General features: G+C 71.1%; 18 protein-coding genes and 1 pseudogene. 7 read left to right on the top strand and 12 right to left on the bottom strand.

Going from position 1 to position 19995, the window contains the following annotated elements:
* Positions 1-85: 85 nt before the first annotated feature.
* Both BFF76_RS15290 and BFF76_RS15285 read right to left on the bottom strand, forming a co-directional pair.
* Positions 86-355: a type II toxin-antitoxin system antitoxin gene (locus BFF76_RS15290; protein ID WP_031091723.1), complete on the bottom strand. Its 270-nt coding sequence runs from the start codon at positions 353-355 to the stop codon at positions 86-88.
* On the bottom strand, positions 352-1323 hold the full coding sequence (locus BFF76_RS15285) for an SPFH domain-containing protein (protein ID WP_065848435.1): 972 nt from the start codon (positions 1321-1323) through the stop codon (positions 352-354). The genes BFF76_RS15290 and BFF76_RS15285 overlap by 4 nt, the downstream gene beginning before the upstream one ends.
* A gap of 222 nt (positions 1324-1545) precedes the next feature.
* On the opposite strand from BFF76_RS15285, the gene BFF76_RS15280 reads away from it, so the two are divergent.
* The gene (locus BFF76_RS15280; protein ID WP_065848434.1) at positions 1546-3774 is read left to right on the top strand and encodes a transglycosylase domain-containing protein; all 2229 of its coding nucleotides are present in this window, start codon (positions 1546-1548) and stop codon (positions 3772-3774) included.
* 62 nt (positions 3775-3836) lie between these two features.
* Here the strand turns inward: BFF76_RS15280 and BFF76_RS15275 are convergent.
* The 4 genes and pseudogenes from BFF76_RS15275 to BFF76_RS15260 form a co-directional block, all read right to left on the bottom strand.
* Positions 3837-5749: pseudogene (locus tag BFF76_RS15275) on the bottom strand (SpoIIE family protein phosphatase).
* Between the two features lie 388 nt (positions 5750-6137).
* On the bottom strand, positions 6138-6854 hold the full coding sequence (gene fomD, locus BFF76_RS15270) for a cytidylyl-2-hydroxypropylphosphonate hydrolase (RefSeq protein ID WP_031091718.1): 717 nt from the start codon (positions 6852-6854) through the stop codon (positions 6138-6140).
* Positions 6855-6898: 44 nt separating this feature from the next.
* Entirely contained in the window at positions 6899-8302 is a 1404-nt protein-coding gene (locus BFF76_RS15265; RefSeq protein ID WP_065848433.1) for a class II fumarate hydratase, read from the bottom strand.
* Between the two features lie 177 nt (positions 8303-8479).
* Positions 8480-10144: a fumarate hydratase gene (locus BFF76_RS15260; protein ID WP_031091716.1), complete on the bottom strand. Its 1665-nt coding sequence runs from the start codon at positions 10142-10144 to the stop codon at positions 8480-8482.
* Between the two features lie 188 nt (positions 10145-10332).
* Here BFF76_RS15260 and BFF76_RS15255 point away from each other — a divergent pair, with 188 nt between their 5' ends.
* Both BFF76_RS15255 and BFF76_RS15250 read left to right on the top strand, forming a co-directional pair.
* Positions 10333-11004 (top strand): DUF1707 SHOCT-like domain-containing protein, encoded by a 672-nt coding sequence (locus BFF76_RS15255; protein WP_031091715.1) that lies wholly within the window; start codon positions 10333-10335, stop codon positions 11002-11004.
* Between the two features lie 168 nt (positions 11005-11172).
* Positions 11173-11544 carry a WhiB family transcriptional regulator gene (locus BFF76_RS15250; RefSeq protein WP_053930382.1) on the top strand — a complete coding sequence of 124 codons (372 nt, stop codon included), beginning with the start codon at positions 11173-11175 and terminating at the stop codon, positions 11542-11544.
* 63 nt (positions 11545-11607) lie between these two features.
* Here BFF76_RS15250 and glpX read toward each other — a convergent pair whose 3' ends face one another.
* Positions 11608-12639 (bottom strand): class II fructose-bisphosphatase, encoded by a 1032-nt coding sequence (gene glpX, locus BFF76_RS15245; RefSeq protein WP_065848432.1) that lies wholly within the window; start codon positions 12637-12639, stop codon positions 11608-11610.
* A 144-nt stretch (positions 12640-12783) separates the two neighbouring features.
* On the opposite strand from glpX, the gene BFF76_RS15240 reads away from it, so the two are divergent.
* Positions 12784-13338 (top strand): DUF4245 domain-containing protein, encoded by a 555-nt coding sequence (locus tag BFF76_RS15240; RefSeq protein ID WP_053930384.1) that lies wholly within the window; start codon positions 12784-12786, stop codon positions 13336-13338.
* A 100-nt stretch (positions 13339-13438) separates the two neighbouring features.
* Here the strand turns inward: BFF76_RS15240 and BFF76_RS15235 are convergent, their stop codons facing one another.
* The 4 genes from BFF76_RS15235 to BFF76_RS15220 all read right to left on the bottom strand — a co-directional run bounded on the left by BFF76_RS15235 (position 13439) and on the right by BFF76_RS15220 (position 17151).
* Positions 13439-14029, bottom strand: coding sequence for a malonic semialdehyde reductase (locus tag BFF76_RS15235; protein WP_031091712.1), 591 nt, complete (start codon positions 14027-14029; stop codon positions 13439-13441).
* A gap of 235 nt (positions 14030-14264) precedes the next feature.
* Entirely contained in the window at positions 14265-14519 is a 255-nt protein-coding gene (locus tag BFF76_RS15230) for an exodeoxyribonuclease VII small subunit (RefSeq protein WP_065848437.1), read from the bottom strand.
* A 40-nt stretch (positions 14520-14559) separates the two neighbouring features.
* A complete protein-coding gene (xseA, locus tag BFF76_RS15225; protein ID WP_031091710.1) occupies positions 14560-15771 on the bottom strand; it encodes an exodeoxyribonuclease VII large subunit in 1212 nt (403 codons plus the stop codon).
* A gap of 30 nt (positions 15772-15801) precedes the next feature.
* On the bottom strand, positions 15802-17151 hold the full coding sequence (locus BFF76_RS15220) for an APC family permease (RefSeq protein WP_053930385.1): 1350 nt from the start codon (positions 17149-17151) through the stop codon (positions 15802-15804).
* Positions 17152-17229: 78 nt separating this feature from the next.
* On the opposite strand from BFF76_RS15220, the gene BFF76_RS15215 reads away from it, so the two are divergent.
* Both BFF76_RS15215 and ppgK read left to right on the top strand, forming a co-directional pair.
* Entirely contained in the window at positions 17230-18219 is a 990-nt protein-coding gene (locus BFF76_RS15215) for a 4-hydroxy-3-methylbut-2-enyl diphosphate reductase (protein ID WP_199831573.1), read from the top strand.
* 98 nt (positions 18220-18317) lie between these two features.
* Complete coding sequence (gene ppgK, locus BFF76_RS15210; RefSeq protein ID WP_053930386.1) at positions 18318-19055, top strand: polyphosphate--glucose phosphotransferase; 738 nt, start codon at positions 18318-18320, stop codon at positions 19053-19055.
* A 3-nt stretch (positions 19056-19058) separates the two neighbouring features.
* Here the strand turns inward: ppgK and BFF76_RS15205 are convergent, their stop codons facing one another.
* Positions 19059-19667: a DUF6542 domain-containing protein gene (locus tag BFF76_RS15205; RefSeq protein ID WP_065848431.1), complete on the bottom strand. Its 609-nt coding sequence runs from the start codon at positions 19665-19667 to the stop codon at positions 19059-19061.
* 229 nt (positions 19668-19896) lie between these two features.
* On the opposite strand from BFF76_RS15205, the gene BFF76_RS32325 reads away from it, so the two are divergent.
* The coding region (locus BFF76_RS32325) for a GTPase (protein WP_141695605.1) at positions 19897-19995 on the top strand (99 nt) is incomplete at its 3' end.

Raw genomic sequence — 19995 nt, 5'->3', positions numbered from 1 at the left:
GGCTTGCCGTGCTGGGGCTGCGCCGAGTGGCTCAGGGGGCCCGGCCGGCCCGTCCGGCTTGAGTACGGTCAAGCCCCGCCCGGGGTCACTCCGCCGTTTCCGGCCCCTCCGGCGGCGCCGTCTTCGGGGGCCGGCCCCGGCGGGGGATCGGGGCTGCGCCGCCCGGGAGACGGCCCGCCTCCGCCAGGGCCCGCCGCAGCAGGAACTCGATCTGCGCGTTCGCGCTGCGCAGCTCGTCCGAGGCCCACCGGGCCAGCGCGTCATGCACCGCGGGATCCAGCCGCAGCAGCATCTGCTTGCGGGCGGGGCCGCGCCGGGCGGGCCGGCCGGGGGGAGGGGGCGCGTCGTCGGTCACTGGTAGAGCGTGCCAGTGTTCAGGACCGGCTGCGCCGCACGGTCGCCGCACAGCACCACCATCAGGTTGCTGACCATGGCCGCCTTGCGCTCGGAGTCGAGCTCGACGATGTCCTGCTCCGCGATCCGGGTCAGCGCCATCTCGACCATGCCGACCGCGCCCTCGACGATCTGCTGGCGGGCGGCGACGACCGCCCCCGCCTGCTGCCGCTGGAGCATCGCGGAGGCGATCTCGGGAGCGTACGCGAGGTGGCTGAAGCGGGACTCGATGATGCGTACGCCCGCCGCCTGGACCCGCGCCGTGAGCTCGGCCGCGAGCTTCTCGGTGATCTCCTCGGCGTTGCCGCGCAGGGAGAGCCCGCCCTCCTCGTGGGCGTCGTACGGGTACTCGATTGCGATGTGCCGGACGGCCGCCTCGGTCTGGGTGGCGACGAACTCCAGGAAGTCGTCCACCTCGAAGAGCGCCTGCGCGGTGTCCTCGACCTTCCAGACGACGATCGCCGCGAGCTCGATGGGGTTGCCGTAGGCGTCGTTGACCTTCAGGACGGCCGTCTCGTGGTTGCGGACCCGGGTGGAGATCTTGCGGCTGGAGGTCAGCGGGTTGATCCAGCGCAGGCCGTCCGCGCGGATCGTGCCGACGTAGCGGCCGAAGAGCTGGATGACCCGGGCCTCGCCCGGAGCGACCATCTTCACACCGCTCATGCAGAAGAAGGAGGCGATGGTGAGGAGCAGTCCGAGGACGAAGAGCGGGATGCCCGCGCCGTTGTGGCCGTTGGAGCCGAGCACGCCCCCGACGATGCACAGGGCCACGCCGAGGAACACTCCGAAGACCGTCAGGAGCAGGCCGAGCCCGCCGGGGATGGAGTGCGCGGTGATCTCCCTGACCTGGGGTGCGGGCATCTCGGGAGCGTCCGGCATCAGGTCGGCGCCCGGGCCGGGCGTGGCGGGAAGGTCGTGCGGTGCGGACATGCGTCCCCCGTTTCGTGCGGCATAGCGCCGCGCTAGCAATGTGATTACACATTAACGCCTGTCGCAACCTTGTGCACCCCTCGCGAGTCGGTTCCTTCGGGACCGGGTGCTGATTCTCACGCCCGGAAAAGACCGGATCGCTTGCCATTTGTCCGTGCTCGCAGTGTTAGCTGGCAGGTCTGACCGGAGTCGTACGAGCCGAAGAACAGGAGCACCACAGCGATGGGTCGAGCGGATGCGCGGCGAGCCCAGGGGCGCGATGCGCGCCGGGCCGGGAGCGGCGGCATACGCCGGCTCTTCACCTGGCGCAAGATTCTGGGCACGTTCTTCGGACTCTGCCTGCTGGGAATGGGCGCCTTCGCGGCTCTCTACGTGTACGTCGACGTGCCCGAGGCCAACGCCCAGGCGCGGAAGCAGAGCAACGTCTACAAGTACAGCGACGGCACGCTCCTGGCCCGGAGCAACTCCGACGTCAACCGGGAGATCGTCGACCTCGGCGTCGTACCGAAGAAGGTCCAGCACGCCTTCGTCGCCGCCGAGAACAAGTCCTTCTACCGTGACCAGGGCGTCGACCTGAAGGGCACCGCGCGCGGCCTGGTCAACACGCTCTCCGGCAAGGGCAAGCAGGGCGGCTCGACGATCACCCAGCAGTACGTGAAGAACTACTACCTCACGCAGGAGCAGACGGTCACCCGCAAGCTCAAGGAGCTGGTGATCTCGCTCAAGGTCGACCAGAGCACCAAGAAGGACGACATCCTCGCCGGCTACATCAACACCGTGTACTACGGGCGTGGTGCGAGCGGTATCCAGGCGGCCGCACAGGCCTACTACGGCGTCGACGCCAAGGATCTCGACACGTCCCAGGGCGCCTATCTCGCGGCCCTGCTCCAGGCTCCGAGCCAGTACGACTGGGCGGTGGCCTCGCCGTCCGGCAAGAAGCTGGTCAAGGAACGCTGGGCCTACACGCTGGACAACATGGTCGACGAGGGCTGGCTCGACCAGGCCGAGCGGGACAAGATGACCTTCCCCGTCCCGGACGCCCCCAAGGCCGCCCCCGGCATGGACGGCCAGACCGGCTACCTCGTCGAGGCGGCGAACGAGGAGATGGAGCGGCAGGGCGTCACCGAGGAGATGCGACAGGCCGGCGGCTGGACGGTCACGCTCAACATCGACAAGAAGAAGCAGAAGCAGCTGGAGAAGTCCGTCGACCGGGAGCTGGAGAACCAGCTCGACCGGAAGAACAGCAAGGTCGACGCGACCGTCCAGGCCGGTGCCACCTCGGTGGACCCGAAGACCGGCAAGGTCGTCGCGCTGTACGGCGGGGTCGGCGCGACCGAGCACTACATATCCAACGCGACCCGCCAGGACTACCAGCCGGCCTCCACCTTCAAGCCGCTGGTCCTAGCGTCCGCGCTGGAGAACGGGGCGAAGACCCAGGACGGCGACCTGATCGGCCTCAACACGGTCTACGACGGCACCAGCAAGCGCCCGGTCGTCGGCAGCGACATCCCGTTCGCCCCGCAGAACGAGGACGACATCAGCTACGACAGCCCGACCGTCCGGACGGCCATGGACAAGTCGATCAACGCGGTCTTCGCGCAGATGGTCGTGGACGTCACCCCGAGCGCCGTGAAGAAGACCGCGCTCGCCCTGGGCGTGCCGGACAAGGGCTTCCCCGCGACGCCCTCGCTGACCCTGGGGACCATGAACGCCTCCACATGGGACATGGCCGGGGTGTACGCCACGCTCGACAACCACGGCAGGAAGGTCACCCCGACCATCGTGAAGTCCGCCGTGCACCGTGACCGCACCATGGAGCCCGTCGACGGCGTGGGCGCCCAGGTGATCAGCCGGGCGTCCGCGGACACCGTGACGAAGGCGCTGACCGAGGTCGTCGACGTCGGCTCCGGCCGCGAGGCCAACACCTCCGCCTACGACGCGGCGGGCAAGACGGGTACGTCGGAGAACAACAAGGCGGCCTGGTTCACGGGCTACACCCCGGAACTCTCCACGGCCGTGGCTCTCTTCGGCGAGTCACCCCAGGGCGGCACGCAGGTCAGCCTCACCGGCACGGCCAACTCCGGCCGGGCCAACGGCGGCGGATTCCCCGCCAGGATCTGGGCGGACTACACCCTGGGCGCGCTCGGGGGCGGCTCCGGCGCCACCTTCGACCTGCAGGGTGTCGAACGCGGCGAGACGGCCGTCACCGAGGCCCCTTCCGCCACCCCGTCCGAGACCCCTGAGGCGACCGAGACCCCGTCCGAGACGCCCAGTGAGACACCCAGTGAGACGCCGAGCGAGACCCCCAGCGAGGAGCCGTCGCCGACCTGGATACCGAGCGAGACGCCTTCCGGGACGCCGAGCGGGTCTCCCAGCGCCACGAAGGAGCCCGGGAACGGGGACCAGCCGCCGGGTGAACGGCCGGGCGGCGAGGACCTGCTGGGGCAGTAGCGACGTGTGAGGGGCGGGTGCCGGCCGGCACCCGCCCCTCACACGTTCTCAGGTCCGGGCCCTCAGGGGGTCGCCATCTCGAACCAGACCACCTTGCCCGTCGACAGCCGGGTCGCTCCCCACCGCCGGGCCAGCCGGTTGACCAGGAACAGCCCGCGTCCGCCCTCGTCCGTCTCCCGGGCACGCCGCTGCCGGGGCAGCTGCGGGGAGTCGTCGCCGACCTCGCAGCGCAGGATGTCCGTACGCAGCAGTCGCAGGGTCACCGGCCGCTCGGCGTAGCGCACGGCGTTGGTGACCACCTCGCTGACCAGCAGCTCCAGCTCGTCCGAGAGGTCGTCCAGGCCCCACCGGCTCAGCGCCCTGCGGGCCAGCCTGCGGGCCCGGCCGGGTGCCGCGTCCTCCGGCTCCAGGGACCAGTACGCGACGTCGCTCGGCGCGATCCCGTCGAACCGGGCGGCCAGCAGGGCGATGTCGTCGTCCCGGTCACCCGGGCCGAGCATGTCCAGTACGTCGTCGCAGAGCGCTTCCAGGGGCGGCGAGTGGTCCGGCCCGGTCAGCTGGGCTGTGGCGGCGAGCCGCTCCCGCAGGATCTCGATGCCCGTCCAGACGTCCCGTATCCGGGACTCCACCAGGCCGTCCGTGTACAGCAGGAGTGTCGCCCCGGCCGGGGCGTCCAGCTCGACGGCCTCGAAGTCGACCCCGCCGACCCCGATCGGCGCACCCGGCGGGACCCGCAGCACCTCGGCCCGGCCGCCGAGGTGGAGCAGCACGGGCGGCGGGTGGCCCGCGTTGGCGATGGTGATGCGGTGGGCGACGGGGTCGTACACCGCGTACAAGCAGGTCGCCATGCGGTCGCTGCCGAGCCGCTGCGCCTGCTCGTCCAGGTGGTGCAGGACCTCCTGCGGAGGCAGGTCGAGGCCGGCCAGGGTCTGCGCGGTGGTCCGCAGCTGGCCCATGATCGCCGCGGACGTCATGGAGTGGCCCATCACGTCGCCGACGACCAGGGCGACCCTGCTGCCCGGCAGCGGGATCGCGTCGTACCAGTCCCCGCCGACCCGGGCGGTCTCGGCGGCCGGGAGGTAGCGCGACGCCAGGCGTACGCCCGTGGGCTGGGGCAGGGAGTCGGGCAGCATCGTGCGCTGGAGCTCGTCGGCGATGTACGCCTCACGGCCGTACAGCACGGCCTTGTCGATGCCGAGCGCGGTGTGCGTGGCCAGCTGGGCGGCGACCAGGAGGTCGTTCGCCTCGAACGGCGGACGGTCCTGCCGCGCAGGAAGACGGCGGCGCCGATCACCCGGCGGCGGCCGCGCAGCGGAGCCAGGATCGCGCGGTGCCCCGTCGGCACGGTCCGGCCGGGCCCCAGCAGTTCGGGCAGGGCGACGCGGGCCGCGGCGGAGTCCCCGAAGACGGGCCGCACCCCGCGCAGGACCTCGTCGAGCGCGCCGCCCGCCCGGATCTCGCAGAGATCGGCGGCGGGCAGCAGCCCGGCCTGCGGGTCGGTGACGGGCAGCCGCAGCCGCTCGCCCTCCGGCCCGCTCTCGCTCTCCTCGTCGGCCGTACGCAGCCTGTCGGTACGCCGCAGCCGCAGCACGAAGGGGTTGACGGGCCGTTCGTCGCCCACCGGGAGCGGGTCGCGGAGGTAGACGAGTATGGCGTCGGAGAAGGTGGGGACGCTCGCCCGGCACAGGCCGAGCACGATCTCGTCCAGGTCTATGCCCCGCGCGATCCGGCGGGTCGCGGCGCCGACGAAGCGCAGCCGGTCCCCCTCGCGGCGGCTGACCGTCTGGGTGTCGGCGACGGGTGCGTCCGCGCCGGGCGCCGGGCCCTTCGCCGTCTCCGGCACCGGAGTGGGGCCGGGGATCGCGGCGGTGGCAGCGGCGGCCGGTGGGGCCTCCTGCTGCCGGGGCCGGGCGCGTTCCTGCGGTCGGGCGGCGAGAGGCTGCCGGCCTTCGTGGGAGGTGGGATGCTCCGTCACGCGTGGGATTCCGTCCGTCCGGGCCGGTTGTATGAGGCGAACACAGTCACCTCGGGGGGCTGCGCCACTGTGCCCCGGCAAGAGCGGTGAGAACAACGGCTGTCACCGCTTGCCCTGGGAAACGGGGCCGAAACCGTGCGCCCGCCAAAGGGGCCGGTATGGGACCTTCCGGTGGCCGGCCGGCGGACAGCGGGCACGTCTCCACCCCTCGTAGTGGTTCATGCGACCGCACGGCTCACCCGGCTTCGTGGACCGTGTGACTCATGCGATGCTTTCGGTGACTGTTGGTCAGGCCCCTGGCCGGTCACGCCGGTTGTGGCGCATCGGTCCGGCGGAGCGGTTCACGGAGGCGATCCTACGGTTGCCCCCCTGGGGTGCATCAAGGGTCTCACGACGGCGTGGGGGCGGGGGTGCGGTCCCAGTCATCGGGCAGCGGCGGGACCTTCCACCGGGGGTCGGGCCGCCAGTGCTCCCATCCGTCGCTGAACGGCGCGCCCCAGCGCCGGATCACCTCGACGGCCGCCAGACCCGCCTCGCGAACCTGTCGGGCGGTGGCCTCGTCCATCAGTCCGACCCGCTGCGCCTGCGCGAACTCGTCCTCGTCGAGCCACTCCCAGCTGTGGTCGGGACGCACCGAGATGTCGAGGAAGTGGTCCTGCGAATCGACCCCGCCCGACCAGCGTGAGCGGGGCTCCTCCAGGTTGACGTACCAGTTGCGGAAGAGCCAGCCGCGGTCCCAGAACAGCCAGACCGACCAGGGGTCGCCCGGCCGGGCGAGCTTCAGCACGCCCGAGCCGAACCACCGTGAGCGCACCGTCGTGCGGGGCCGTGTGTAGCGGGTGGCGAGCGGCTCGGCGTGCACCTGGGTGCCGTCGGCGAGGACCGGCTTCACGCACTCGGTGCCGGACGCCATCCACACCGCCAGCAGTTCGTCGGTGTCCTGGACGACGGTGACCGGCCGGCAGATGTGAACCGAGCCGCCGCCTGCACCGGGCGCTCCGTTGTCCCGGTAGCGCCAGAGGATCAGGTCCCCCGGCGACCAGCGCACGCCGTCCCCCGCACCCGCCCCGGTGCCTGCTCCCGTACCCGCTTCCGTGGCTGTCATGGAGAGATCTTAGAGAGGTGCCCGCCGCCGTGGTGCGTTACGCGTCAAGGCCGGGTCATACGCAACACGTCGAGGGCCTCGTCGAGCTGCTCCCGCGTCAGGTCGCCGCGCTCGACGTAGCCCCCGGCCAGTACGGTCTCCCGGATCGTGGTGCCCTCGGCCAGGGACTTCTTGGCGACCTTCGCCGACTCCTCGTAGCCGATGTACTTGTTCAGCGGGGTCACGACCGACGGCGAGGACTCCGCGTACTGCCGCGCCCGCTCCACATGGGCCGTGATGCCGTCGACCGTGCGGTCGGCGAGCAGCCGGGACGCGTTGGCGAGGAGCCGCACCGACTCCAGCAGGTTCTTCCCGATCACCGGGAGCATGACGTTCAGCTCGAAGTTGCCGGCCGCTCCGGCGGCGGCGACCGTGGCGTCGTTGCCCGTCACCTGGGCCGCGACCATCAGCACGGCCTCCGGGATGACCGGATTGACCTTCCCGGGCATGATCGACGACCCCGGCTGCAGGTCCGGCAGGCTGATCTCGGCCAGACCGGTACGGGGGCCGGAGGCCATCCAGCGCAGGTCGTTGGAGATCTTGGTGAGCGACACGGCGACCGTACGGAGCTGGCCCGAGGCCTCGACGAGCCCGTCCCTGGCGCCCTGTGCCTCGAAGTGGTTCCGCGCCTCGGTGAGCGGCAGACCGGTCGTGCGGGCGACCTCCGCGATCACGGCGGCGGAGAAGCCGGGCGGGGTGTTGATCCCGGTGCCCACCGCCGTGCCGCCGAGGGGGAGTTCGGCGAGACGGGGGAGCGAGGAGTGCAGCCGTTCGACGCCGTGGCGGATCTGCGCCGCGTAGCCGCCGAACTCCTGGCCCAGGGTGACGGGGGTGGCGTCCATCAGATGCGTACGGCCCGACTTCACGACCTCCGCGAATTCGGCTGATTTCCGCTCCAGGGAGGCGGCCAGGTGTTCGAGCGCCGGGATCAGGTCGGCGGTGACGGCCGCGGTCGCGGCGATGTGGACGGAGGACGGGAACACGTCGTTCGACGACTGGGAGGCGTTGACGTGGTCGTTGGGGTGGACCTGGAGCCCGAGGCGCTCGGTGGCCAGCGTCGCCACGACCTCGTTGGTGTTCATGTTGGACGACGTACCGGAGCCCGTCTGGAACACGTCTACGGGGAAGTGCTCGTCCCAGCGCCCCGCCGCCACCTCGGCGGCGGCCTCCTGGATCGCCTCGGCGATGTCCGGATCCAGCACCTCCAACTCGGCGTTGACCTTGGCCGCCGCGGCCTTGATCCGGGCCAGTGCCTCGATGTGGGCCCGCTCCAGCCGCTGCCCGGAGATGGGGAAGTTCTCCACCGCGCGCTGCGTCTGGGCCCGCCACTTGGCGTGCGCGGGCACCCTCACCTCGCCCATCGAGTCGTGCTCGACGCGGTACGTCGTTTCCTCGGCCGATCCGTCCATGGTGTCAAAACCTCCTGCTGGAGCGAGCACGGGCCGCGCCCGCCGTATTCCCCCGCCAGGGTCCTGCCCCGGACCGACGGACGGATCACGGCCGGCCGCGACGTTCACGCGCACACCGGCGCGGCTCATGCCGAAGGGGCGCACCCGGCCGGGTGCGCCCCTTCGGCATGAGCGGGGTCAGCCGAGCCCGGGGCCGCGGACCGGAATGCTGGTGAAGGTCGGTGCCGGGGCGGGCTCGGTGAAGAAGTCGTTGCCCTTGTCGTCGACCACGACGAACGCGGGGAAGTCCTCGACCTCGATGCGCCAGACCGCCTCCATGCCGAGCTCCTCGTACTCGACGACCTCGACCTTCTTGATGCAGTCCTGCGCGAGGCGCGCGGCGGGGCCGCCGATCGAGCCGAGGTAGAAGCCGCCGTGGGCGTCGCACGCGTCCGTGACCTGCTTGGACCTGTTGCCCTTGGCGAGCATCACCTTGGAGCCGCCCGCCGCCTGGAACTGCGCGACGTAACTGTCCATGCGGCCGGCCGTCGTGGGCCCGAAGGAACCGGAGGCGTAGCCCTCCGGGGTCTTCGCCGGGCCCGCGTAGTACACCGGGTGGTCCTTGAGGTACTGCGGCATCTCCTCGCCCGCGTCGAGCCGCTCCTTGATCTTGGCGTGCGCGATGTCCCGCGCCACGACCAGCGGACCGGTCAGCGAGAGCCGTGTCTTGACCGGGTACTTGGTCAGCTCGGCGAGGATCTCGTCCATCGGCCGGCGCAGGTCGATCTCCACCACGTCGGACTCGTCCAGGTGCTCGTCCGTGGTGTCCGGAAGGAAGCGCGCCGGGTCCTTCTCGAGCTGCTCCAGGAAGACGCCCTCGGCGGTGATCTTCGCGGTGGCCTGGCGGTCGGCCGAGCAGGACACGGCGATCGCGACGGGCAGCGAGGCGCCGTGCCGGGGGAGGCGGACGACGCGCACGTCGTGGCAGAAGTACTTGCCGCCGAACTGTGCGCCGATGCCGATCTTCTGCGTCAGCTCGAAGACCTTCTGCTCCAGGTCCTTGTCGCGGAAGCCGTGACCGGTCGGGGACCCCTCGGCCGGCAGCTCGTCCAGGTAGTGCGCCGAGGCGTACTTCGCGGTCTTCAGCGCGAACTCGGCCGACGTGCCGCCGACGACGATCGCCAGGTGGTAGGGCGGGCAGGCCGCCGTGCCGAGCGAACGGATCTTCTCCTCCAGGAACTTCATCATGGAGGCCTCGTTGAGGACGGCCTTCGTCTCCTGGTAGAGGAACGACTTGTTGGCCGAGCCGCCGCCCTTCGCCATGAAGAGGAACTTGTAGGCGCCGCCGTCCGTCGCGTACAGCTCGATCTGGGCCGGGAGGTTCGAGCCGGTGTTCTTCTCGTCCCACATGGTCAGCGGGGCCATCTGGGAGTAGCGCAGGTTGAGCTCGGTGTACGCGTCGAAGATGCCGTGCGACAGGGCCTCCTCGTCACCGCCCTCGGTGAGCACGTTCTGGCCGCGCTTGCCCATGACGATCGCCGTACCGGTGTCCTGGCACATCGGCAGGACACCCGCGGCGGCGATGTTCGCGTTCTTCAGGAGGTCCAGTGCGACGAACTTGTCGTTGGACGAGGCCTCGGGGTCGTCCACGATGCGGCGCAGCTGCGCCAGGTGGGCGGGCCGCAGATAGTGCGAGATGTCGTGCATGGCCTCGGCCGCGAGGGTGCGCAGGGCTTCCGGAGCCACCTTGAGAAACGTACGGCCGTCGGCCTCGAAGGTCGAGACGCCCTCGGCGGTCACCAGCCGGTACGGCGTGGTGTCCTCTCCCAGGGGGAGCAGATCGGAGTACGCAAACTCTGGCATTACGGCCATTCCTCACTCGGCGACAGCGGCTGGCCTCCTTGGGCAGCGCATCCACCAGGGTAGGACCCCCGGCGCGTGCCGGGCCTGTGAGGTAAGGCTCACCCGGGCCGCTGGATCCGTAGGCCGGATTGCGAGCGAGGCCGGTGAGGCACTGGTCGCGATCTATCGCGTTTCGGTACGCTTGGCCGGTGGACCTCGAAAAGCAGCCCCAGCAGCCCGACGCTCCGGCCGGTCCCGCGCCCGCCGGACTCCGCGCCTCCGACGCGGACCGCGACCGGACCGCGGACATCCTGCGGGACGCGGTGGCCGAGGGCCGGCTGACCGCCGAGGAGCACGCCGAGCGAATCGACCTGGTCTACCGGGCCAAGACGGTCGGCGAACTCGAGCCGCTGGTCCAGGACCTGCCCGTGCCGGGCGGCACCGCCCGGCAGCCCGACCCTTCCTACGGGTACGGCCCCGAGGGGGCGGCCGGGCCCGCCGAGAATCTGGTGGCGGTCTTCAGCAGCTCCACCCGCAGGGGCCGTTGGCGCGTCGGCGGCCGCACGAACGCCTTCGCGTTGTTCGGCAGTATCGAGATCGACCTGACCGAGGCGCTGTTCGGCCAGCGCCTGACCGTCGTCAACGCGACGTCCATCTTCGGCAGCGTCGAGATCAAGGTTCCCGAGAACATCTCGCTGCGCGGCAGCGGAACAGGCGTTTTCGGCAATTTCGAGGTCGACACACTGGAATCCGCAGACCCGGAGGCACCGGTGGTCGTGGTGAACGGCTATTCCGTGTTCGGCCACGTCGAGGCGAAACCCAAGCGTGGCAAGCTCATCGCCAACCTCCACCGGCAGTTGCGCAAACACCTCGGGCACTGAGACCCGCCGGCCGCTCCACGGCGGATTCCGGCCAGCCGCCGGCAGGACGCCTTCGCGGCGGGCTCACGACGGTGCCACGCAGTGCTTAGGCGTGCGCACAGCGGGTAGGGACAGCTGCATCGCCTCTCGCTCTCTCGCGAAGCCCGAAGCCGTCGTCAGGAGTGGACCGTGCTGCACATGCCGCATCAGCCCCTGCAGGTCGCCGCCGTACCGTCCCAGCGCACGCCCGTGCGGGAGGACCAGGCGGGGCCCTGGCACTCGGAGGCGGTGTGCCGCCGGGACGAAGCCGGACTGTTCTTCGCCCCGTCGAAGGAGCCGACTGCTGCCCGGCTGTCCCGTGAGGACGCCGCGAAACAGGTCTGCGGGAGGTGCCCGGTGATGGTGGAGTGCCGGGAGCACGCACTCGTACAGCCCGAGCCCTACGGGGTGTGGGGCGGCCTCACCGCCGCCGAGCGTCGCGTGGCGCTCGCCCGGCGCCGCAGGCGCGACATGGAGCTCAAGACGGCGTCCCAGGCGGGGCGCATAGCCGCAGCGGGCTGAGCCGCGCCCGGACGGACCGGGGGCCGCCCGTGCGCAGCGGTCCCCGTCTCCGTGATTCCGGCGCTACTTGGCGCGGTCGAAGTCGATCGCGCTGTAGGCGCGCAGCTTCGAGAGCCGGTGCGTCGAGTCGATCCTGCGGATCGTGCCCGACTTGGACCGCATCACCAGGGACTCCGTGCTGGCCGTCTCCGCGCGGTACCGCACACCGCGCAGTAGCTCACCGTCGGTGATCCCGGTGGCGACGAAGAACACGTTGTCGCCGCTGACGAGGTCGTCCGTCGACAGCACCCGGTCCAGGTCGTGGCCGGCGTCCAGCGCGCGCTGCCGCTCGGCCTCGTCCTTGGGCCAGAGCTTGCCCTGGATGACACCGCCGAGGCACTTTATGGCGCAGGCCGAGATGATGCCCTCGGGGGTGCCGCCGATCCCCATGAGCAGGTCGACGCCGGTCCCCTCCCGGGCCGCCATGATCGACCCGGCCACGTCGCCGTCGGAGATGAACTTGATCCGGGCACCCGTCTCCCGGATCTCCCGCACGATGCCCTCGTGCCGGGGACGGTCCAGGATGACGACGGTGACGTCCTCGGGGGCGGAGTTCTTGGCCTTCGCGACGCGCCGGATGTTCACGGACACGGGCGCGTTGATGTCGACGAAGTCGGCGGCCTCGGGGCCGGTGACCAGCTTGTCCATGTAGAACACCGCGGACGGGTCGAACATCGTGCCGCGGTCCGCGGCGGCCAGCACCGCGATCGCGTTGGGCATGCCCTTGGCGTTGAGCGTGGTGCCGTCGATCGGGTCGACGGCGATGTCGACCTCGGCTCCGGTTCCGTCGCCGACGTGCTCGCCGTTGAAGAGCATGGGGGCTTCGTCCTTCTCGCCCTCACCGATGACGACGACACCGTTCATCGACACGGTGGAGACGAGCGTACGCATGGCGTTCACCGCGGCGCCGTCGGCGCCGATCTTGTCGCCGCGGCCGACCCAGCGCCCGGCGGCCATGGCGGCGGCCTCGGTGACCCGCACCAGCTCCAGGGCCAGGTTGCGGTCGGGGGCCTCCGGGGAGACCTCGAGCGGGGACGGCAGATGATGCTCGGACATCGGAGCGCACCTTTCTGTACGACGACGACCGGAAAAGAGGGTGCTGTGACTCTATCGGTAGGTCGATAAAATGAGCAGGGCGGGTCACGTATGAGCGGACGCCCGCCGACCGGTCGTCCGCGCGCCCATGCCACCATTGAGTCCGTGGCAAGCAAGCGAGGCAAGCAGACCGTCCGGGACATGATCCTGTCGATGCTCGCGATCACCGCAGTGGCGGGCGTCGTCTACATCTTCATCCCGCACGACGACAAGGCCGACCCGATCAAGGCGGTCGACTACCGGGTGGAGCTCGCGACGGCCCGCCGGGCCGCGCCGTACCCGGTGGCGGCCCCGGCCGGGCTGGCGGAGGGCTGGAGGCCGACCTCCGTCTCCTACCAGGGGCAGAACGGTGCGGGCTGGCACCTCGGTTACCTCGACCCGGACGACCGGTACGTCGCCGTGGAGCAGTCGACGACCCCTGCGAAGAAGTACGTGCCCGAGGTCAGTCAGGACGCCGAGAACACCGGGCGCACGCGCGAGGTGTCCGGTCGGGCCTGGGAGATCTGGAAGGGGCCGAAGTACGACGCGCTGGTGCTGCACGCCGAGGGTGTGACGACGGTGGTCACCGGCTCGGCCCCGGCGGAGCGGCTGGCGGAGATGGCCGCCGCTCTGAAGACGGCCCCCGCCGACACCGCGTCCGGCGCACCCGCCGCTTCCTGACGGGGCGTGGGCCCGCCCGGGCCCCCTGGCGGAAAGAACGACAGGAGCCCCGCGACGCTCGGCGTCGCGGGGCTCCTGTGCAGGTTCCGGGAGGGGGAGCTCAGACGGTCGTGACGACCTCGTCGTAGGACAGGCGCGGCAGGCGCGGGAACCAGGCGTCCTCGCCCGGCTTACCGATGTTGACGGCCATGAGCAGCTTGTGGTCGCCGTCCAGGAACTCCTTCTCGATGCCCGTGGCGTCGAAGCCGGTCATCGGGCCGGCGGCCAGCCCGGCGGCGCGGACGCCGATGATGAAGTAGGCGGCCTGCAGCGCGGCGTTCAGCGCGGAGGACTGCTCGCGGACCGGGCGCTCGGAGAAGAACGCGTCCTTGGCCTGCGGGAAGTGCGGCAGGAGCGCCGGGAGTTCCTCGTGGAACTCGTGGTCCGCGACGAGGAGCGCGACCAGCGGGGCGGTCGCGGTCTTGGGGCGGTTGCCCTCGGCCATGTGCTTCACCAGGCGCTCGCGGCCCTCGGCCGAGCGGACCAGGACGACGCGCAGCGGCGACTGGTTGAAGGCGGTGGGGCCGTACTTGACCAGGTCGTAGATCGCCTGGACCTGCTCGTCGGTCACCGGCTCGTCGGTGAACGTGTTCGCAGTGCGGGCCTCGCGGAAGAGGAGGTCCTGGGCGGCGGGGTCAAGAACGAGGGACATCTGGGGCGTTACCTTCCGACGGTTACGGGGTGGGAGCTGTCGAGCTGTATGAGCACCGTAGCCGAAGAATAGATTAAAGTTCAACTAAATCGGATCGGAGTGATCCACGGCACAGTGACCCATCGTGTGGTGAGCCATCGCGCAGCGCGCCCTCGTGCCGTGATCCTGCGCGGAGTGACCACGGCGTAGCCATCCACCGCCCGGGCGACGGGCTCGAAGCGCCCGCGCCTGCCCCTCAGTCCGCGGAGCCGTCCGCCTCCGAGGGCTCCTCCGGCCGCGCCAGCGCCGCGTCCAGCCGGGCCCGCGCGCCCTCCAGCCAGTGCCGGCAGACCTTCGCCAGCTCCTCGCCGCGCTCCCACAGGGCAAGCGACTCCTCCAGCGTCGTGCCGCCCGCCTCCAGGCGGCGTACGACCTCGATCAGCTCGTCCCGCGCCTGCTCGTACCCGAGCGTGCCCGTCGCGGCAGCCGTCGTCGTCCCGTCGTCCGTCATGCCGACCACCCTATGCGCGGGCTCCGACAATCCCCGGCGCTCACTCCGCGACCCGTACGGTGAACTCGCCCTCGGAGACCCGCGCCCGCAGCTCCCCGCCCGGCTCACCGGCGTCCGCGGGAGAGCGCACCACATGGCCGTCCGGCCGCTGCAGCACCGCGTACCCCCGCTCCAGCGTCGCGGCGGGCGACAGCGCCACGACCCTGGCCCGGGTGTGCGCGAGCTCGGAGTCCGCACGGTCCAGCAGGTGCCCGAGCACCCTGCGGCCGCGCCCGGCCAGCGCCTCGATCTCCGCCTCCCGCTCGTCCACCATCCGCTGCGGCCGCTCCATGGAGGACCTGCCCAGCGCGTGCGCCAGACCTCGCTCCTCCCGGTCGATCAGCCCGCGCAGGGTCCGCAGCGCCCGGTCCCGGAGCTGCTGGACGCGGTCGAGCTCCTCACCCACGTCCGGCACGACCTTCTTCGCCGCGTCCGTCGGCGTCGACGCCCGGAGATCGGCCACCAGGTCGAGCAGCGGCGAGTCCGGCTCGTGCCCGATGGCGGAGACCACCGGCGTGCGGCACGCGGCCACCGCGCGGATCAGCGCCTCGTCGGAGAACGGCAGCAGATCCTCGACGCTGCCACCGCCACGCGCGACGACGATCACGTCGACCTCCGGCAGCCCGTCCAGCTCCTGGACCGCCTGCACCACCTGGTTCACGGCGTGCACGCCCTGCACCGCGGTGTTGCGCACCTCGAAGCGCACCGCGGGCCAGCGCCGCCTGGCGTTCTCCAGCACATCGCGCTCGGCCGCCGACGCCCGCCCGGAGACCAGGCCGATCAGCTGCGGCAGGAAGGGCAGCGGCTTCTTACGGTCCAGCGCGAAGAGCCCCTCGGCGGCCAGCGACTTCTTCAGCTGCTCCAGCCGCACCAGCAGCTCACCGATGCCCACCGGCCGTATCTCCGTGGCCCGCAGGGACAGCTGACCGCGAGGGGCGTACCACTCGGGCTTGGCGAGGACGACGACCCGCGCGCCCTCCGTCACCACATCGGCGATCCGGTCGAAGACCTGCCGGAAGCAGGTCACGCTCACCGAGATGTCGTGCGACGGGTCGCGCAGCGTCAGGAACACCACACCCGCACCGGGCCGCCGCGACAGCTGGGTGATCTGCCCCTCCACCCAGACCGCGCCGAGCCGGTCGATCCACCCGCCGATCAGCCGAGACACGTCGCCGACGGGCAGCGGGGCTTCCGGGGACGTAGTGAGAGCCATACGGGCGAGCGTATCGGCCGGTGCCGACAATCAGGCGGCCCGCCGCCCCCACTGGAGCGCGAGCACGACCAGACCGATCCCCAGCCAGCACACGCCCACCAGCTGGGCGGTCGCCGTCGCCTCCAGGATCACGGCGACCAGCACGCCCGCGCCCACCACCGGCACCACGACATGCCGCCACCAGCTCGGCGTCCCCTCCATCCGGCGTACGGCGAACCAGCCGACCACCGACGCGTGCAGCAGCACGAACGCGGTGAGCGCGCCGACGTTCACCACCGACACCAGGTGGTCGAGCCCGTCGTCGCGCCGGGCCGCCCACACCGCCGCCACGAGCGTCACGACCGCGGCGCACGAGATCGCGACGCGCGGCACCCCCGATCCGCCGTCCACCCGGGAGAGGAACGACGGCAGCCGTCCCTCCCGGCCCATCGCGAACACCAGCCGCCCGGCCGCCGCCTGCCCGGCCAGCGCCGCGAAGGCCGCCCCGATCGCCTTGCTGACGGCCACCAGGTCGTGCAGCCAGGTGCCGACGGAGGCGTCCACCGCGTCGTAGAACGCGGACCCCTGCTTCACCGGATCCGCCGCGAGCTCCGCCGAACTCACCGGTTGCAGCAGGGCCGCCAGATACGACTGGACCACGAACAGCACCCCGGCGAGCAGCAGACAGAAGAGCACGGCCCTCGCCACCTTCGCCGAACCCCCCGTCACCTCCTCCGCGAACGAGGCGATCGCGTCGAAGCCCAGGTAGGACAGCACGGCGACGGACACCGCCCCCAGCACCGCGGTCGTCGAGAACGCGGTGTCCCCGGTGAGCGGCGTCAGCCAGCCGCGCTGGGCCCCGTCCCTGGCCAGTACCACCACGGCCGAGACGACGAACACCAGCAGCACCACGATCTCCATGGCGAGCACCGCGAAACCGACCCGGGCCGCGGCCCGTACGCCCCAGAGGTTGAGCAGGGTCGTCACCACGACCGCGATCGCCGTCCACACCCACCGCGACACCTCGGGGACCAGGGCGTTCATCGCGATCCCGGAGAAGAGGTAGGCGACGGCGGGGATGAGCAGGTAGTCGAGCATCGCCATCCAGCCGGCGACGAATCCCGGCCCCTCCCCGAGCCCCTTGCGGGCGTACGCGAAGACCGATCCGGCGAGCGGGGCGACGTGGACCATCTGGGCGTAGCTGAACGCCGTGAAGGCCATCACCACCGTCGCCACCAGATACACCAGCGCCACGGCCCCGTCGGACTTGGCGTCCAGTGTGCCGAACACGCCGACCGGGGCCATGGGGGCGATGAACAGCAGCCCGTAGACCACCAGGTCCCGGAACCCGAGTGTGCGCCGCAGCCTCCCCTCGTCCGCGCTGCTGCCGCTGCCCGCCATGAAGCCTCCGTCACTGGGTTGCGTACGCATCAGTCTCCCGACCCCGCCGATCCGGCGCCTGTTCGGTACGGCCTTACGATGGGACGCATGACTGCAACTCCTGCCCGCCGTGTCCTGCTCGCCGCGCCCCGTGGCTACTGCGCGGGCGTGGACCGCGCCGTGATCGCCGTCGAGAAGGCCCTGGAGCAGTACGGTGCCCCGATCTACGTCCGTCACGAGATCGTGCACAACAAGTACGTCGTGCAAACGCTCGAGAAGAAGGGCGCGATCTTCGTCGACGTGACCGCGGAGGTACCCGAGGGCTCCATCGTGATGTTCTCCGCGCACGGCGTCGCCCCGACGGTCCACGCGGAGGCCGCCGAGCGCAAGCTCGCGACGATCGACGCGACCTGCCCGCTGGTCACCAAGGTCCACAAGGAAGCCGTCCGCTACGCCAAGGAGGACTACGACATCCTCCTGATCGGCCACGAGGGCCACGAGGAGGTCATCGGCACGAGCGGTGAGGCCCCCGACCACATCACGCTGGTCGACGGCCCCGACGACGTCGAAAACGTCGAGGTCCGCGACGAGTCGAAGGTCGTCTGGCTCTCCCAGACCACGCTCTCCGTGGACGAGACGATGGAGACGGTCGGCGCCCTCAAGAACAAGTTCCCGAACCTCCTCTCCCCGCCGAGCGACGACATCTGCTACGCCACGCAGAACCGCCAGGTCGCGGTGAAGAAACTGGCCGAGGACGCCGAGCTGGTCATCGTCGTCGGCTCGAAGAACTCCTCCAACTCGATCCGCATGGTCGAGGTCGCCCTGGACGCGGGCGCCCGGGCCGCCCACCTGGTGGACTTCGCCGACGAGATCGACGAGGCATGGCTGGAGGGCGTCACCACGGTCGGCCTCACCTCGGGCGCCTCGGTGCCCGACGTCCTGGTCGACGGGGTGCTGGAGTGGCTGGGCGAGCGGGGTTACGCGGACGTGGAGACGGTGAAGACGGCCGACGAGTCGATCACCTTCTCGCTGCCCAAGGAGCTCCGGCGCGACCTGCGCGCCGAGGCCGCCGCGCTCTCCGCGGAGTGACACCGGTGCGCCCGCTCCCCGGTGGGTGAACCGGGCGCACACCGCCGGATCACCCCTCCGGGGAGTGATCCGCGCCACCTGCCCGTACCGTGGATCACATGGAGATCTTCGGTGTGGATATCGGCGGTTCAGGGATCAAGGGCGCGCCCGTGGACCTGGACCGCGGAGAGCTGGCGCAGGAGCGCCACAAGGTACTGACACCCCACCCGGCCACGCCCGACAGCGTGGCCGACGGTGTGGCCGAGGTCGTCGGCCATTTCGACTGGCAGGGGCCGGTCGGCATCACGTTCCCCGGAGTCGTCACCGGCGGCATCACCAGGACCGCGGCGAATGTGGACAAGGGCTGGATCGACACGGACGCCCGCGCGCTGCTCAGCGACCGTATCGGGCAGCCCGTCACGATCCTCAACGACGCCGACGCGGCCGGTGTCGCCGAGATGACCTTCGGCGCGGGCCGCGACCGCAAGGGCACGGTGATCCTGCTGACCCTCGGTACGGGCATCGGCAGCGCTCTCTTCACCGACGGGCATCTGGTCCCCAACACCGAGCTCGGCCACCTGGAGCTGCACGGCCACGACGCGGAGAAGCGCGCCTCCACGAAGGCCAAGGAGGACGAGGACCTGAGCTGGAGCCACTGGGCGCACCGGGTGCAGAAGTACCTGGTCCACGTGGAGATGCTGTTCTCACCCGAGCTCTTCATCATCGGCGGGGGCGTCAGCCGCAAGGCGGAGAAGTTCCTGCCGCTCATCGAACACGTACGGGCCGAGATCGTCCCCGCCGAACTGCAGAACAACGCGGGCATCGTCGGTGCGGCCATGGCAGCCGCGGGCAAGTAGGTCCTACGCGCGGGGGCGGCGGGCAGCCCGGTCGGCCCTGACCAGGTGACGCTGCCGCTCCCGCATCTGCCGGACCTTCCGCACCGTGGCGATGAGACCGGCGACGAGCGTGCCCCCGTACAGCCAGCCGGCGTGGACGGCCAGCGCCGTCACGACGGCCATCGCCTGACCGCCGAAGCCGCCCGTGCCCCCGGCCACGGGGATCACGCCGACCGCGAAGGCGATGGGCACGATGATCGGGGCGGTCACCAGGTCGGCGGGCCGTACCCAGAGCGCGGTCAGGGCGCTGACGGGCAGGAACAGCACCCCGTACACGACCTCCGAACCACCGAGCAGCAGCCGGTCGGCACACGCCAGCAGGAACATGGTCAGGGTCGCGAAGAGCCCTGCGCCGATGCCGGTGAGCCGCGGGTTGGGGAATCTGCGCAGCGCCAGGACCACGGGCGGGACACCGCCGGGCCGGGAACCGCGCCCCGGGGCCGTCGCCGGGGCCGGGGCGACCGCCACCGACACCGGACCGCCGGCCGGGACCTCGCCGAGACCGCCGGACGGAGCGGGCTGAGCCTGCGAGGGCTGCCTGCGCTGCGGGGTACGTGTCCTGTGCTGCTCCACCCCGACAACCTAGGTCGCCGGGTGCACTCTTTCGGGCGTTGGACACGCGCTTTGGCCTACCTTGGCGTTGCGTTCGATCCCACACGGCCGAAACAGCACCGTTCGGCCCCTGACCGGCCCGTGCCCCGCACCCGTGACGGACCGCCCGGCCCCGCCCGTAAACTGGAGAATCGGCCCACCCACGGGCCCGCCCGCGCAGCCCCTCTCCTCACTCCAGGAAGTCGCCAAAGTGTCGCTCACGATCGGAATCGTCGGTCTGCCGAATGTCGGCAAGTCGACCCTGTTCAACGCCCTGACCAAGAACGACGTGCTGGCGGCCAACTACCCG

The sequence above is a fragment of the Streptomyces mutomycini genome (genome assembly GCF_001700505.1).
In the GTDB taxonomy this organism is placed as follows: Bacteria; Actinomycetota; Actinomycetes; order Streptomycetales; family Streptomycetaceae; genus Streptomyces; species Streptomyces mutomycini.
The sequence above is the reverse complement of the archived record's forward strand: the minus strand, read 5'-3'. Positions and strand labels throughout refer to the sequence as shown.

Excerpts from the sequence above, each read along its gene's own strand:
- BFF76_RS15235 (WP_031091712.1), bottom strand. The coding sequence starts at position 14,029 with ATGTCCCTCGTTCTTGACCCCGCCGCCCAGGACCTCCTCTTCCGCGAG.
- BFF76_RS15230 (WP_065848437.1), bottom strand. The coding sequence starts at position 14,519 with ATGACGGACGACGGGACGACGACGGCTGCCGCGACGGGCACGCTCGGG.
- BFF76_RS15260 (WP_031091716.1), bottom strand. The coding sequence starts at position 10,144 with ATGCCAGAGTTTGCGTACTCCGATCTGCTCCCCCTGGGAGAGGACACC.
- glpX (WP_065848432.1), bottom strand. The coding sequence starts at position 12,639 with ATGTCCGAGCATCATCTGCCGTCCCCGCTCGAGGTCTCCCCGGAGGCC.
- xseA (WP_031091710.1), bottom strand. The coding sequence starts at position 15,771 with ATGGCTCTCACTACGTCCCCGGAAGCCCCGCTGCCCGTCGGCGACGTG.
- ppgK (WP_053930386.1), top strand. The coding sequence starts at position 18,318 with ATGGAGATCTTCGGTGTGGATATCGGCGGTTCAGGGATCAAGGGCGCG.
- BFF76_RS15280 (WP_065848434.1), top strand. The coding sequence starts at position 1,546 with ATGGGTCGAGCGGATGCGCGGCGAGCCCAGGGGCGCGATGCGCGCCGG.
- BFF76_RS15220 (WP_053930385.1), bottom strand. The coding sequence starts at position 17,151 with ATGGCGGGCAGCGGCAGCAGCGCGGACGAGGGGAGGCTGCGGCGCACA.
- BFF76_RS15285 (WP_065848435.1), bottom strand. The coding sequence starts at position 1,323 with ATGTCCGCACCGCACGACCTTCCCGCCACGCCCGGCCCGGGCGCCGAC.
- fomD (WP_031091718.1), bottom strand. The coding sequence starts at position 6,854 with ATGACAGCCACGGAAGCGGGTACGGGAGCAGGCACCGGGGCGGGTGCG.
- BFF76_RS15265 (WP_065848433.1), bottom strand. The coding sequence starts at position 8,302 with ATGGACGGATCGGCCGAGGAAACGACGTACCGCGTCGAGCACGACTCG.
- BFF76_RS15215 (WP_199831573.1), top strand. The coding sequence starts at position 17,230 with ATGGGACGCATGACTGCAACTCCTGCCCGCCGTGTCCTGCTCGCCGCG.